This is a genomic window from Streptomyces sp. NPDC091289, assembly GCF_044757365.1.
Classification (GTDB): Bacteria; Actinomycetota; Actinomycetes; order Streptomycetales; family Streptomycetaceae; genus Streptomyces.
The window spans coordinates 12,831-27,053 of the sequence record NZ_JBIVUT010000027.1 but is presented as its reverse complement, the minus strand read 5'-3'; the positions used below and the strand labels follow the sequence as shown (position 1 = coordinate 27,053).

The 14,223-nt window shown below is 72.7% G+C and carries 10 protein-coding genes and 2 tRNA genes; 5 read left to right on the top strand and 7 right to left on the bottom strand.

Translation table 11 applies throughout. The annotated features are described in order from the left end of the window. The first annotated feature begins 73 nt into the window (after nucleotides 1-73). Both ACIQPT_RS30690 and ACIQPT_RS30685 read left to right on the top strand, forming a co-directional pair. A complete protein-coding gene (locus tag ACIQPT_RS30690; RefSeq protein ID WP_401160576.1) occupies nucleotides 74-2,299 on the top strand; it encodes an elongation factor G-like protein EF-G2 in 2,226 nt (741 codons plus the stop codon). A 153-nt stretch (nucleotides 2,300-2,452) separates the two neighbouring features. Next, a complete protein-coding gene (locus ACIQPT_RS30685) occupies nucleotides 2,453-4,123 on the top strand; it encodes a hypothetical protein (protein WP_401160575.1) in 1,671 nt (556 codons plus the stop codon). A 97-nt stretch (nucleotides 4,124-4,220) separates the two neighbouring features. On the opposite strand, the gene ACIQPT_RS30680 is transcribed toward ACIQPT_RS30685, so the two are convergent. Further along, entirely contained in the window at nucleotides 4,221-4,796 is a 576-nt protein-coding gene (locus ACIQPT_RS30680; RefSeq protein WP_401160573.1) for an HIT family protein, read from the bottom strand. A 66-nt stretch (nucleotides 4,797-4,862) separates the two neighbouring features. On the opposite strand from ACIQPT_RS30680, the gene ACIQPT_RS30675 reads away from it, so the two are divergent. Then, on the top strand, nucleotides 4,863-5,540 hold the full coding sequence (locus ACIQPT_RS30675; protein ID WP_401160572.1) for a potassium channel family protein: 678 nt from the start codon (nucleotides 4,863-4,865) through the stop codon (nucleotides 5,538-5,540). A gap of 30 nt (nucleotides 5,541-5,570) precedes the next feature. On the opposite strand, the gene thrS is transcribed toward ACIQPT_RS30675, so the two are convergent. The 3 genes from thrS to ACIQPT_RS30660 all read right to left on the bottom strand — a co-directional run bounded on the left by thrS (nucleotide 5,571) and on the right by ACIQPT_RS30660 (nucleotide 9,496). After that, a complete protein-coding gene (thrS, locus tag ACIQPT_RS30670) occupies nucleotides 5,571-7,547 on the bottom strand; it encodes a threonine--tRNA ligase (RefSeq protein WP_401160570.1) in 1,977 nt (658 codons plus the stop codon). A 99-nt stretch (nucleotides 7,548-7,646) separates the two neighbouring features. After that, nucleotides 7,647-8,900, bottom strand: a complete 1,254-nt coding sequence (locus ACIQPT_RS30665; RefSeq protein ID WP_401160568.1) for a hypothetical protein — start codon at nucleotides 8,898-8,900, stop codon at nucleotides 7,647-7,649. Beyond that, on the bottom strand, nucleotides 8,900-9,496 hold the full coding sequence (locus ACIQPT_RS30660; RefSeq protein ID WP_401160567.1) for a DUF4365 domain-containing protein: 597 nt from the start codon (nucleotides 9,494-9,496) through the stop codon (nucleotides 8,900-8,902). The genes ACIQPT_RS30665 and ACIQPT_RS30660 overlap by 1 nt, the downstream gene beginning before the upstream one ends. A 227-nt stretch (nucleotides 9,497-9,723) precedes the next feature. Between ACIQPT_RS30660 and ACIQPT_RS30655 the strand changes: the two genes are divergently transcribed. Beyond that, entirely contained in the window at nucleotides 9,724-10,449 is a 726-nt protein-coding gene (locus tag ACIQPT_RS30655) for a 3'-5' exonuclease (RefSeq protein WP_401160566.1), read from the top strand. A 66-nt stretch (nucleotides 10,450-10,515) separates the two neighbouring features. Here ACIQPT_RS30655 and ACIQPT_RS30650 read toward each other — a convergent pair. Further along, nucleotides 10,516-10,587 (bottom strand) — tRNA-Val (locus ACIQPT_RS30650). 175 nt (nucleotides 10,588-10,762) lie between these two features. On the opposite strand from ACIQPT_RS30650, the gene ACIQPT_RS30645 reads away from it, so the two are divergent. Next, nucleotides 10,763-13,426: an SCO7613 C-terminal domain-containing membrane protein gene (locus ACIQPT_RS30645; protein WP_401160565.1), complete on the top strand. Its 2,664-nt coding sequence runs from the start codon at nucleotides 10,763-10,765 to the stop codon at nucleotides 13,424-13,426. Nucleotides 13,427-13,508: 82 nt separating this feature from the next. Here the strand turns inward: ACIQPT_RS30645 and ACIQPT_RS30640 are convergent. Further along, nucleotides 13,509-13,580, bottom strand: a tRNA-Val gene (locus ACIQPT_RS30640). Nucleotides 13,581-13,644: 64 nt separating this feature from the next. Continuing rightward, nucleotides 13,645-14,100 (bottom strand): TIGR02611 family protein, encoded by a 456-nt coding sequence (locus tag ACIQPT_RS30635; RefSeq protein ID WP_401160563.1) that lies wholly within the window; start codon nucleotides 14,098-14,100, stop codon nucleotides 13,645-13,647. Nucleotides 14,101-14,223 lie beyond the last annotated feature (123 nt).

The window sequence follows — 14,223 nt, the reverse complement described above, 5'->3', positions numbered from 1 at the left end:
TGCCCGTGACCACCGCTGCTCCGCGCGCGGTCGCCCTCCCCCGCACCGCGCCATCGACCGGGAGGCACGCATCATGGGCGACAAGGCACACGCACACCCCGGGGCCGCCGGAGGAGTACCGACGGCCGGCCACCCCTCCGCCGTACGGAACGTGGTGCTGGTCGGCCCCAGCGGATCGGGCAAGACCACGCTGGTCGAGGCGCTGGCCCTGACGGCGGGGGCCCTGAACCGGGCCGGACGGGTCGAGGACGGGGCGACCGTCTCCGACTACGACGAGATCGAGCAGCGCCGACGGCGTTCCGTACAGCTCTCGCTGGTCCCGGTGGCCTGGGACGGCTGCAAGATCAATCTGCTGGACACCCCCGGCTACGCGGACTTCGTCGGGGAGCTGAGGGCCGGTCTGCGCGCGGCGGACGCGGCCCTCTTCGTCGTCTCGGCGGCCCAGGACGCGGCGTCCGTGGCCGCGACCACCCGGGCCGCCTGGGAGGAGTGCGCGCTCGTCGGCATGCCGCGCGCGATCGTCGTGACGCATCTGGACACCGCCCGCACCTCCTACCGGGAGATGAACCGGATCTGCGCCGAGGCCTTCGGCGGCGATGACCCCGACGCCGTACTGCCGCTGTACCTGCCCGTGCTCGGGCCCGAGGGAGCCGACGGGCACGCCCCGCTGACCGGGCTCACCGGGCTGCTGAGCCGGCGGATCCTCGACTACTCCTCGGGGGAGCGCGCCGAGCTGCCGCCCGCGCCCGACCAGGAGGAGCCGCTGCGGGAGGCCCGGGAGCGGCTGATCGAGGGGATCATCGCCGAGAGCGAGGACGAGTCCCTGATGGACCGCTATCTCGACGGCGAGGACATCGACGTCGCGACGCTGATCGCCGATCTGGAACGGGCCGTCGCCCGGGGCTCCTTCCACCCCGTCCTCACCGCGGCCCCGGCGGCCGAGGGCGCCCGCCAGGGCATCGGCACCGTCGAGCTGCTGGAGCTGATCACCCGCGGCTTCCCGACCCCGCTGGAGCGCACCCCGCCCGCCGTCACCACCCCGTCGGGCAAGCCGCGGCCCGCCCCGGTCTGCGATCCCGGGGGCCCGTTGGTGGCCGAGGTCGTCAAGACGGCCTCCGACCCGTACGTGGGCCGGGTCTCGCTGGTCCGCGTCTTCTCCGGCACCCTGCGCCCCGACGACTCCGTACACCTGTGCGGCCACGGCCTGAACGCGACCGGGCACGCGCCGCGCCCCTGTCATGAGGCGGAGATCCGCGTCGGGGCGCTCACCTCGCCGTTCGGCCGACGGCAGCACGCCCTGGACCGGTGCGTCGCGGGCGATCTGGCGTGCGTGGCCCGGCTCGGCGAGGCGGAGACCGGCGACACGCTCTCCCCGGCCGACGACCCCGTCCTCATCGAGCCCTGGTCGACGCCGGACCCGCTGCTCCCGCTGGCCGTACGGGCGCACGGCAAGGCGGACGAGGACAAGCTGTCGCAGGGCCTGGCCCGGCTGGTCGCCGAGGACCCCACGCTGCGCCTCGAACAGAACCCGGACACCGGTCAGGTCGTCCTGTGGTGCCTGGGCGAGGCCCATCAGGAGGTCGCCCTGGAGCGGCTGCGCAACCGTTACGGCGTCCAGGTCGACGCGGAGCCGCACCGGGTGCCGCTGCGCGAGACGTTCGCCGGGCCGGCCGCCGGACGCGGACGGCACGTCAAGCAGTCGGGCGGGCACGGCCAGTTCGCGATCTGCGAGATCGAGGTGGAGCCGCTGCCGCCGGGCTCCGGCATCGAGTTCGTCGACAAGGTCGTCGGCGGTTCGGTGCCGCGCCAGTTCATCCCCTCGGTGGAGAAGGGCGTGCGGGCGCAGGCCGCCCGGGGGCTGGCCGCCGGACACCCCCTGGTCGACGTCCGCGTCACGCTGCTTGACGGCAAGGCCCACTCGGTGGACTCCTCCGACGCCGCCTTCCAGACCGCCGGGGCGCTCGCGCTGCGGGAGGCCGCCTCCGACACCCGTATCCAGCTCCTGGAGCCGGTCTGCGAGGTGAGCGTCCTGGTCCCGGACGACTACGTGGGCCCGGTGATGAGCGATCTGTCGGGGCGGCGGGGCCGGGTCGTGGGCACCGAACAGAGCCCGGGCGGACGTACCCTCGTACGGGCCGAGGTGCCGGAGATCGAGGTCGGCCGATACGCGGTGGACCTGCGCTCCCTGTCGCACGGCACCGGCCGTTTCGACCGCGCCTACGCCCGGCACGAGGCGATGCCGCCGCAGGTCGCCGAGCGGGTCCGCGCGGAGGGGGCGGACGCGTCACCCGGCGCGTGACCGGCGCACGGTCGCACGCGCCGCCCGTGTCCACGCCGGTGACGGGTGGTGCGGTGATCCGGACGATACGCTGTGGTCGCAGCTCAGAAGGTATGCCGCGTACGGTAGTTGGGCACACCGCAGGAGCAGACGTGCGGCGAGTGGGGGCGACAGGTGGCCAACGACGGATTCGACTTCTCACCCGGGGCCCAGATCCCGATCCAGGGCTCGGGCGGCCAGACCGTGGCGACCAACGCCCTGGCCTCCGCAGCGTACCGGGACAGTCCGGTGGAGACGATCCTCGACGCCAACAGCGAGTGGCACAAATCGACGGTGAAGCCGGGCTCCTCCAAGCTCTTCAAGTCCGACTACTTCAAGCCGAATCTGGGTGAGGCGTTCGCCCGTGCCGTCCAGGAGCGCATGCTCGGCGGCGCGCGCGGGGCGCTCATCCAGTCCTTCGGCACGGACCCGCAGACCGTGGTGGAGCACTGCCTGTCGGCGAACAACCTGCGCAAGGCCCGGGACACCCGGCTCACCCTGGTGACCGTGGTGTTCGGCGTCCTGTTCCTGCCCGGCATGCTGGCCTGGGTGATCGCCTTCCGGATCCGGGACGCGCTCAACAAGTCCAAGGACACGGCGTTCCGCGCGGTCGGCACGGTGCTCCTGGCCGCCTTCGGGGTCGGCGCGGCGGTCCTGATGGTCACGCTCCCCCTGGACGGGCTGCTCGCCCTCTACATCCGGGGCGCGCTCGTCGCCCCGGTGATCGGCTGGCTGATCGCCAAACGGATCGCGGAGACCTCGGCCAAGGACATGCGGGCCCGCTGGGAGGGCCTGCTCTCCGGCACCGGGGTGATCGCGAAGATCCCCGAGGCGGTGCCGAAGAACCCCAACGAGACCGCGCGCGAGGCGCTGCGCCAGGGGCTGGAGAAGCTGTCGGCCGAGCAGCAGTCGAACGCCGTCTTCTACGCCGGCCCCAAGGGCGTCCTCGGGATGGGCACCCGCTGGGGCAGCTGGCAGCTGGCCGAGGAGCTGCTGCCCAAGGACCCGACGAAGGAGATCCACCAGTTCCGCAGCTGGGACCTGATCCGGATCATCCACGACCAGCTGAAGATGCTGGAACGCGGGCCGCTGAACACCGGCGGCTTCCCGAAGCCGTCCGTGAAGCACTGGATCGTCTCGCCCATCGGGGAGAACGCCGACTCCGTCACGCGCCCCGACGGGGAGGACGTCGCCACCTTCCAGGTGAAGCCCCACGAGATACAGCGGATCTGCAACCACCAGCAGTTCGGCAGCGGCGACCGCCACTACCTGGGCGTGCAGTTCACCCTGTGGGACGGTCAGCTGGTGATCACCATGATGATCACCGTCACCGTGCTCCACGAGACCCTGCGCATCGAGGTCACGGGCCATGCGCTGGGGCCGGTGCACGGCCTGTTCCTCTCCAAGCCGGCGGCGAAGACGAAGACGGTCAACAAGACCGTCCGCTTCTGGGAGACCCGGGACATCCAACTGGCCCTCGTGGACGCCAAGGAGGTCGTGCGGCTCGCCCTGCGGGCCCCGCTCACCTGGTATCCGCCGCTGCTGGACTACCTGGGCGGGAAGATAGTGCTGCCCGAGCCGTTCGGGCTGCGGCACGCGTGGGCGGCCAAGCCGTGGAACCACCGCTTCATGGCGGACGACGCGATGCGCGCCGCCACCCCGGTGCTGCGGGCCGTCCACACGGCGGCGATGCGGGTCCTCGCGGAGAACGGCGTCGACACGGAGCGCTTCGACAACCGCTCGATGATACTGAGCGGCCTCGTCCAGGACCCGGCCCCGCGCAAGGCCGACGTCTACGACGCGTAGCGGGACGGAAGGGGCTTGCCCGGCCGGAGCGATCCGGCCGGGCAAGCCCCTTCCGAGTACGGCGCACGCTGTACGGCGTTCGCTGTACGGCGTTCGCTCAGTGAACCGGCAGCTCGCCCGTCGGCCAGGCGTCGGCCAGCATCGCCCGGGTGTCGCCCAGCAACTGGGGCAGCACCTTGGTGTGGCCGATGACCGGCATGAAGTTGGTGTCCCCGCCCCAGCGCGGCACCAGGTGCTGATGCAGATGCGCGGCGATCCCGGCACCCGCCACCGAGCCCTGGTTCATACCGATGTTGAAGCCGTGCGCCCCGGAGGCCGCCCGCAGCGCGACCATCGCCCGCTTGGTGAAGTCCGCCAGCTCCACCGTCTCCGGACCGTCCAGTTCGGTGTAGTCGGCCACATGACGGTAGGGAACGACCATGAGGTGGCCGCCGTTGTACGGATACAGGTTCAGCACCGCGTAGACGTGCTCCCCGCGTGCCACGACGAGCCCGTCCTCGTCGGATTTCGCGGGAATCGAACAGAACGGACAGCCGTCCTCGGCGCCCGGGCCGCTCGGCTTGTTCTCACCCTGGATGTACGCCATCCGATGGGGCGTCCACAGACGCTGAAACGCGTCGGGCGTCCCCACGCCGATCTGCTGCTCCGGCTCACTCGTCATGCCGATCAGCATATTGCGTCACCCCGGCGGAGCGTGTCGCCGGGGCCGCACCGCTCGGCCGCCCACGATGCTGAGGCGATGACCGACCGACCCGCATCCGAGCCACCGGCCCGGCTGACGCGCTGGGAGCAGCGCACCGAGGTTCCGCTCTTCGCCGCGGGGCTGATCTTCCTGACGGGGTACGCGGTCCGGGTGCTGACCCCGCACGAGGCCGAGCCCTGGAACGACATCGCCCTGATCCTCGTCTGGTCGACCTGGCTGCTGTTCCTCGTGGACTACGCGACGCGGCTGCGGCTCAGCGGCCTGGGCGCGCGCTTCGTCCGCGGCCACTGGCTCGACACCCTGGTCCTGCTGCTGCCGCTGCTGCGCCCGCTGCGGATGGTCCAGGTGTACTTGGCGGTGCAGCGCCGGCGTGACCGGCCGCGGCTGAACCTGTACGCACGCGTGATGGCGTACGCAGGCCTGACCGCCGTCCTGCTCGGCTTCGCCGCCTCGCTCGCCGTCTACCACCTGGAGCACGCGGCCCCCGACGCCTCCATCCGGACGTTCGGCGACGCGGTGTGGTGGGCGTGCGCGACGCTCACGACGGTCGGTTACGGGGACGCCGCACCGGTCACGTTCTGGGGCCGGACGGTCGCGGCGGGGCTGATGGCGTGCGGTCTCGCGCTGCTCGGGGCGGTGACGGGGTCGTTCTCGTCGTGGCTGATCCAGGTGTTCACCCGGGAGGACGAGAAACGGCCCCCGGAGCGCGGGTAGCGCTGCGGGGGCCGCTGTCTGCCGTACGGATCAGACCTGTACGCGGTCCTCGACGGCCTTCGCGATCTTGGCGAGGGCCTCGTCGACCGGGATGCCGTTCTCCTGCGAACCGTCGCGGTAGCGGAAGGAGACGGCACCGTTGGCCATGTCCTCGTCACCAGCGATGATCATGAACGGGACCTTGTTCCTCTGCTGGTTCCTGATCTTCTTCTGCATCCGGTCCGAGGAGGCGTCCACGTCCACCCGCAGCCCCTGCTTGCGCGCCTTGGCGGCGAACTCCTGGAGGTAGGGGATGTGGGCGTCGCCGATCGGGATGCCGACGGCCTGGACCGGGGCGAGCCAGACCGGGAACGCGCCCGCGTAGTGCTCCAGGAGCACGGCGAAGAAGCGCTCGATGGAGCCGAACAGGGCGCGGTGGATCATGACCGGGCGCTGCTTGGAGCCGTCGGGGCCGGTGTACTCCAGGTCGAAGCGCTCCGGCAGGTTGAAGTCGAGCTGCACGGTCGACATCTGCCAGGTGCGGCCGATGGCGTCCCGCGCCTGCACCGAGATCTTCGGGCCGTAGAACGCGGCGCCGCCCGGGTCCGGGACCAGGGGCAGACCCTGCTTCTCCGCGACCTGCTGCAGCGTCGCGGTGGCTTCCTCCCAGGTCTCGTCCGAGCCGACGTACTTCTCCGGGTCCTTGGTGGAGAGCTCCAGGTAGAAGTCGGTGAGCCCGTAGTCGCGGAGCAGGTTCAGCACGAAGGTGAGCGTGCGGTCGAGCTCCTCCGCCATCTGCTCCTTGGTGCAGTAGATGTGCGCGTCGTCCTGCGTGAAGCCGCGCGAGCGGGTCAGGCCGTGCACGACGCCCGACTTCTCGTAGCGATACACCGTGCCGAACTCGAAGAGGCGCAGCGGCAGTTCGCGGTAGGAGCGGCCGCGCGCGTCGAAGATCAGGTTGTGCATCGGGCAGTTCATCGGCTTGAGGTAGTAGTCCACCCCGTCGTCGAGCTGCATGGGCGGGTACATGCCGTCGGCGTACCAGTCCAGGTGGCCGGACTTCTCGAAGAGCTTGCCCTTGGTGGCGTGCGGGCTGTAGACGAACTCGTAGCCCTCCTCCTCGTGCCGGCGGCGCGAGTAGTCCTCCATGGCCCGGCGGACGACGCCGCCCTTGGGGTGGAAGACGGCGAGGCCGGGGCCGATCTCGTCGGGGAAGGAGAAGAGGTCCAGCTCGTTGCCGAGCTTGCGGTGGTCGCGCTTGGCGGCCTCCTCCAGGAACTCCAGGTGCGCCTTCAGCTCGTCCTTGGTCGGCCAGGCGGTGCCGTAGATGCGCTGGAGCATCGGGTTCTTCTCGCTGCCGCGCCAGTACGCGGCGGCGTTGCGCATCAGCTTGAACGCCGGGATGAACCGGGTGGTGGGCAGGTGCGGACCGCGACAGAGGTCCTTCCAGCACAGGTCACCGGTCTTGGGGTCGAGGTTGTCGTAGATGGTCAGCTCGCCGCCGCCCACCTCGACGTCCGCGCCGTCGTCCGAGGAGGCGGAGCCCTTGATGCCGATGAGCTCCAGCTTGTACGGCTCGTCGGCCAGCTCCTCGCGGGCGGCCTCGTCGGAGACCACGCGGCGGGAGAACTTCTGGCCCCGCTTCTGGATCTCCTGCATCTTCTTCTCGATGGCCTTGAGGTCCTCGGGGGTGAACGGCTTCTCGACGTCGAAGTCGTAGTAGAAGCCGTCCTTGACCGGCGGGCCGATGCCGAGCTTGGCGTCGGGGAAGAGCTCCTGCACGGCCTGGGCCATGACGTGCGCGGTGGAGTGGCGCAGGATGTTGAGGCCGTCCTCGGAGGAGATCTCCACCGGCTCGACGCTCTCGCCGTCCTGGAGCTCGTAGGAGAGGTCCTTCAGCTCGCCGCCGATGCGCGCGGCGACGACGGTGCGCTGACCGGGGAAGAGCTCGCCGGCCGTCGTGCCCGTCGTCACCACGTGCTCTTCCCGCTCGGAATCGCGTTGGATGATCACACGGACGTCTGACACCGGTCTCTCCTGTCTGAGGGGGCGCCTGCCTTCACATGGCTAAGCACTGCGAATCGTACCGAGCCGTACGCCCCCGACGCGAACGCCTTCCGGGCCGGACTACGGCTCCTCCCCCGCGCACGCCTCCTCGAAGGAGTCCACGTTCTCCTGGAGCGCCTTCATCAGCCGGTCCCGCTCGGCCTCGTCGACCTGGACGGGCGCGACCTGGGAGGCCCCGGTGAGCCGCCGGAAGCCGCCCCGGTTCTCCAGGCGCCCCTCCACCCGCAGCGGCAGCCCCACGAGGTGCGCGTGGCCCGCGATGCGGTACGCCTCCTCGTCCAGCTCCACCCGCACGTGCGCGACCTCGGCCCCCGCCAGCACCCGCAGCCGTACGATCCCGGCGCCGCGCGGCCCCGAGCGGCGCAGCCGGACCACCGCACCGGTCAGCCGCACCTGCACGGCGGGTTCGTCGCGGAGGTAGCGGGCTCCGGCGGCGCGCAGGGCGGGCAGGTCGCCCGGGGAGAACTCGACGGGCGCGGGGCGGGCCGGGCAGCCGTCCGGGGTGCCGGCGGCGGGCGCCCACCGCAGATCGATCCCGGCCCCCTCGGTGCCGCGCACCAGGGCGATCAGCGCCTCGGTCAGCTCCCGGCCGACGCCCGCCTCGACCGCGCTGTCGAAGGCCTCCATGCCGCCGGTGGCCCGCTGGTAGTCCACCGCCTCGCGGGTGGCGTGCAGGGCGTGGCAGAGCCGGACGGCGACGGCGCGCCCGGAGGCGACGGGGACGTACGCGGTGAGGGCGCGGCCGTCGGCCCCGGGCCCGATCAGGGCGTCGTCCAGGGCGGCGCGGGCTTTCCTGCGGTGGCGGGCGCCGTGGTAGCCGGCCCGGCCGCGGGCCGCGAGGGCCCCGGCCATGAGGACCTGCCGGGCGGCCGAGCGCAGCTCCTCCGCCTCGGTCCAGCCCGAGGCGCCCGCGGCGGCCGCCACCGACTCGGGGACCTCGCGCCACCAGCGGATCTCGTCGCTGGGCACGGTGAGGGAGACCAGGACGTCGCGGGCGGAGGGGTCGGCGCTGCGGCCGAGGGAGTCGAGGGCCTCCTCGATCAGCTCCCCGCTGTCGGGAAAGGCCGCGCTCTCGGGCAGCAGCAGGCTCGTCGCCCCGGCGGCGGATCCGGGCGGGGTCCAGCGGCCGTACCGTCCCGGTGCTCCCCCGCGCCGCTGCCAGCCGTGCCGGCGCAGGAGGGCGGCGAGGACGGCGGGATCGGGCAGCTCCGCACCGGCCACGGCGACCAGCGGCGGCCCGGGGCGGGCGGTGGGGTGCGAGCGGGCGGCGGGCAGTCCCGCCCCGCCCGTGGGCTCGTCCATCGACCGGTGCATCAGGGTCTCCCTCCGGCCCCGACCCGGGCCATGATGTCGCAGAGTGCGCGGTCGTCGAAGATCCGCGAGGTCGGGATGCGCACAGTGGTCCGGTACCGGCCCGTCACCGCGTGGCCGGCCAGGTTGGTCCAGTAGCAGCAGTGGCGCAGGTCGAGGCTGCCCGGTCCGGCGCGCAGCCAGTCGTCCTGGCTGCGGGGCACGAGCATCACGACCAGGATCTTGTGCACCGACACCGGGCTGCGGGCGAGCTTGACGAGGTGGGCGTTGTCGAGCGTGAAGGAGAACGCCCCGCCCGCGGGGTGCGGTGCTATCTGGTAGGTGCACTTGAGCTGCACCTTGATGGTCACTTCGTCGTCGACGGTGTGGGCCGGGGCGCCGTGGCTGACGTGCCAGTCGATGCCGTTGTCGGGAAAGGGCTGGGACAGCGAGCATCCCGCCGCCGCCGCGACGGCGTGCAGATAGCCCACCTGAAGGGTCTCCATGCAGGCGGTGGTGGCGAGGGAGCCGCGCAGCGGCGCGTCGAGCTGCTGCGGCAGCCGGGGCCCGAGGGCCTCGGCGCGGGTGGGTCCCCCGGGGTCGGGCTGCGCGAGCGCCATGGCTCCGTGTGCCTTCCGGGCGTGCCGATCGATGGCAGGTGGCCTGCCGGCGGGGTGTCGTGGGCTGGGCGGATCGACGGACGCCGGAGGTAACTTCCGTACGTCTCAACTGTGTTGTCACCGCATCGGACCGCCCGCAAACGGCGTATCAGGCAAACAGCCCGGGTATCACCGATATCGGGCAGAGGAATCATTCCATCTGCCGTGCAGGTGCGAGGAGTTCGGGGATGATGCACTGGTTCGAGGGGCCGCTGGCCGCTTTTGACACGGAGACGACAGGCGTGGACGTCGAGCAGGACCGGATCGTTTCGGCCGCTCTCGTCGCGCAGGACACCGCGGGCGGTCGCGTCCGCGTCACCCGCTGGCTGGTCAATCCGGGGGTTCCGGTCCCGCCCGGGGCGACCGAGATCCACGGTCTGACCGACGATCACCTTCAGCGCAACGGGCGTTGGCCCGCCCCGGTGATGGACGAGATAGCCCGTTCACTGGCGGAGAGCTGCGCGACGGGTCGGCCGCTGGTCGTGATGAACGCTCCCTTCGATCTGACGCTGCTGGACCGGGAGCTGAGGCGGCACCGGGCATCGTCGCTGGCCGGATATCTCGACGGCGTGCCGATGCGCGTCGTGGATCCGCGGGTGCTGGACAAACACCTGGACCGCTACCGCAAGGGCCGCCGTACGCTCACGGATCTGTGCGCGAGCTACGAGGTGGTGCTCGACGGGGCCCATGACGCGGCGGCCGACGCGACCGCGTCGCTGGAGCTGGTGCGGGCGGTGTGCCGGCGCTTCTCGGCCCGGATGGAGCGGCTGTCGCCGTCCGAGCTGCACACCCTTCAGGCCACCTGGCACGCGGCTCAGGCGCGCGGCCTGGAGGCGTGGTTCGCGAAGAGCGGGACGCCGGAGGCAGTGGATCCGGCGTGGCCGCTGCGCCCGGAACTGCCCGCGGCGGCGTGAGGGGTTCGAGGAGCCTGGACATGCGAAAGCCGGTCCGCGTGATGCTTGCGGACCGGCTTTCCCCGGTGGGCGATACTGGGTTCGAACCAGTGACCTCTTCGGTGTGAACGAAGCGCTCTCCCACTGAGCTAATCGCCCGGGAACGGGTTGAACCATACAGGGCTCCGCGGCCTTCGTTCAAACTCCTTCCCGCCTCTCCTTCCCGCCCTCCTTCCTCCCTCGTTCCCGTCGCGCTCTACTCAGGGCGGCGTGGCCGGGAAGTGAGTATCCGCGCGCATGTACGGGCGGGGTGGCCGGGGCCACACTCCCGTACATGGAACACGTGCCCCCGCCCGCCGAGGAACTGGCCCGCCTCGACCGAGAACTGGCCGAGCTGGACGCCCGCAGGGCCCAGCTGCTGACCCGGCGCGCCTGGCTGCTCGCCGCGCTGCGGCCGCCCGCGCCGACGGCCGCGCCCGGCTGGAACCCGTCGGGCTGGGGCGCGCCTCCCGCCGCTCCCGCGCAGCCGTGGGGTTACGTGCCGCCGAAGCAGCCGTCGGCCCCGCGCAGCGCCCAGAACATCCTGCTGACGCTGGGCGGTCTGCTGCTGACGGTCGCGGCCGTCGCGTTCACGCTGGTGAGCTGGGGCTCGATGGGGATCGGCGGCCGGTCGGCCGTGCTGGCCGCGGTGACGCTGGGGGCGCTGATCGCCCCGGCGGTGCTGCTGCGGCGGAAGCTGGCCGCCACGGCCGAGGCGCTGGTGGCCCTGGCCCTGGTGCTGACGCTGCTGGACGTGTACGCGTTCCACGCGGTGGCCGCGCCCCATACGGACGGGCTCGCTTTCACGGCTGTCGCCTCGGCGGTGCTCGCGGCGCTGTGGACGGCGTACGGGCTGGCGCTGGGGAAGCTGCGGCTGCCGTTGCCGGCCGCCGTGGTGCTGGCCCAGTGGCCGCTGCTGTTCTGGGCCTGGGCCGTGGGCGCACCGGCGCTGGTGGTCGGGTGGGCGCTGCTGGCCACAGCCGTGCTGGACGGGACGATCGCACTGCGGGGCAGGGGCACGGGGGTGCGGGTCACGGCGTGCGTCGGCGGAGCGGTGATGGGCTTCTTCGCCCTGATGGTGGGCCTGACGCTGTCCGTGACCGCCTCCGGTCCGCTCGATGCGGTGGCTCCGGGCGCGCTGCTGCTGGTGGCAGCGGCGGCGGCCCTGGCCGGGGCGTGGCACGCGCCGCGGGGTTTCGCGCGGATCGGCGGCGCGGTGGCCGGCCTCGCGGCGGTGGCCGCGGTGGGCGGCGTACCGGCGGCGGCGCTGTCGGACGGCTGGCTGGTGCTCGCGTACCTGCTGTGCGGCCTCGCCCTGACGGCGGTCGTACGGACCCGGCTGCCGAGGAACGCCGTATACGGGGTGCTGGCGGCGTCGGCCGCGGTGGTGGCCGGGGCCCTGGTGTGGGCGCTGCCGCCGGCCGCGGCGGTGCTGCTGGGCCCGGTGACGCAGTTGTCGGACGTGTGGGCGGGGTCGCCGGAAGCCCTCCGGTCCGCGCTGGGGTCGACGATGCGGTGGTCGGAGCTGTCGGCGGCCCCGGTGGTGCTCGTCCTGGTGGCCGGGCTGCTGGGGGCGGCGTACCGGTGGTGGCCGTCGCTGGCGCGGATCACCGCACCGCTGGCCGTGCCGAGGACGCCGGGCGCGGGCGGGACGGGCGCGGGGATGCCGGGCGCGGGGGCGCCGGGCGCGGACGGTACGGCGGCCCACGGGGTGGCGGCTCCCGGGACCGCGGCGCCCTGGCCGGCCTGGCCCGGCTGGTCCGGCTGGTCCGGTGCCGGTGCCGGTGCGGGTGCCGGTGTGCGCAGGCCGTCCGGTGCGGCGCTGCGCGGGGTCGCCGGTGCGGGGGCGGTGGTTCTCGGCTGGGGGGCGTTGCTGCTGGCCGGGGCCGTGCTGGACGTGCCCTACGCGCTCGCGGTGGCCGGGGAGACGGTCCTGGTGGCCGGTCTGCTCGCCCTGGCGGTCCGGGGTACCGGCAGCGACCGGGGCGCGTCGGCGGCGGTGCGGGTGACCGCGCTGGTGGCGGCGGTGTCCGGGGCGGTGGGCGTCGGGGTGCTGTCGCTGGCGTCGGAGGGGGCCTCCTACGCGGTGTTCGGCACGCTGGCGGTGCTGTTCGCCGGGGCGGCGGTCCGGGCGGGGTCCGAGGTGGAGCGGGCGGTGTGCGCGGTGGCCTCGACGGTCTGGGCGACCGTGCTGACGGGGTTCGCGGGTCGGTCCCTGGGGCTCGCCCCGCACGAGGCCGCGCCGCTGGTGCTCGTGGTGCCCGCGCTGACCGTGCTGCTCGGGGCACGGCTGCGGCGGAACCCGACGGCGTTGCCGGTGGAGCTGACGGGCGCGCTGGGGGCGCTGGTGGCCGTGGGGCTCGCGGTGTCCGACGCGCCGTTCCTGGCCCTGGTGCTGGCGTTGTGCGGGGTGCTGGCAGCGGGCGCGGCCGTGCGGCCCGAGCGGCGGCCGGTGGCGGGCTACCTGGCGGCGGCGCTGTTCGTGCTGGCCACCTGGGTGCGGCTGGCGGCCTCGGAGGTGTCGTTCCCGGAGGCGTACACGCTGCCGGTGACCGTGCCCGCACTGGTGGTCGGGGTGCTGCGGCGGCGCAGGGACCCGGAGGCGTCCTCGTGGACGGCGTACGGGCCGGGGCTCGCGGCGACGCTGCTGCCGAGCCTGGCGGTCGCCTGGACCGACACGGACTGGCTCCGGCCGCTGCTGCTGGGGGTGGCGGCGCTGGTCATCACGCTGCTGGGCGCGCGCTACCGCCTCCAGGCGCTGCTGCTGCTCGGCGGGGCGGTGCTGGCGCTGGACGGGCTGCACGAGCTGGCGCCGTACGTGGTGCAGGTGGCCGGGGCGCTCCCCCGCTGGCTGCCGCCGGCCCTGGCCGGGCTGCTGTTGCTGGTGGTGGGAGCCACGTACGAGCAGCGGCTGCGCGACGCCCGCCGGCTGAAGGACGCGCTGGGGCGGATGCGGTGAGCCGCGCCCGGGCCGGGGAAACGGGCCGGGCAACGCAGAGGGCCCGGGAGACGGAATCCGTCTCCCGGGCCCTCTGTCCGGGTGGGCGATACTGGGTTCGAACCAGTGACCTCTTCGGTGTGAACGAAGCGCTCTCCCACTGAGCTAATCGCCCGGGCGCACCGCAAACATTACCCCATGTCAGCGGTGCTCCTGGACCGTCCCCGACCGCCTCCGGGCTACTCGCTGATCTTCCACGGCATGGTGAGCCCGAACTTCCAGACGTAGATCCCGACCAGCACCGCCATGATCACGAGCCCCACCGTGGTGAGGATGATGTTGCGCCGCCGGACCTTGGGATCGAGGGCCCGCTGCGCCGCCTCGGTGACCTTGCGCTTGGTCCAGCGCAGCACCAGCTGGGCCCAGACGAACTCGGTCGCCCAGATCGCCATGCCGCCGAAGATCACCAGCCAGCCGGGGCCGGGCAGCACGAGCATGAGCACGCCCGCGATCACGACGCCGAGGCCGACGACGAAGACGCCGACCTGCCAGCTCAGGTGGAGCGCTTTTGATGCCTTGATGAAACCCGGTGCCCGCGAGCCCAGCTCACGTTCCACCCGGTCCGATTCCCCCGTGGCGGATGCCGGGGTCACCTTCTCGGCGACCTCGCTCCGCTCGTCACTCTCCGCGTTCATGAAGCTCAACTTACCCGACCTGTCTTCGTCACTGGATTGGGCGCATAACTCAAAGTTACACGCCGCCAGGGGAGGGGCCCGAAGCATCACAAATGGGTCAGAGGGGTTTACAACGCCACCGTA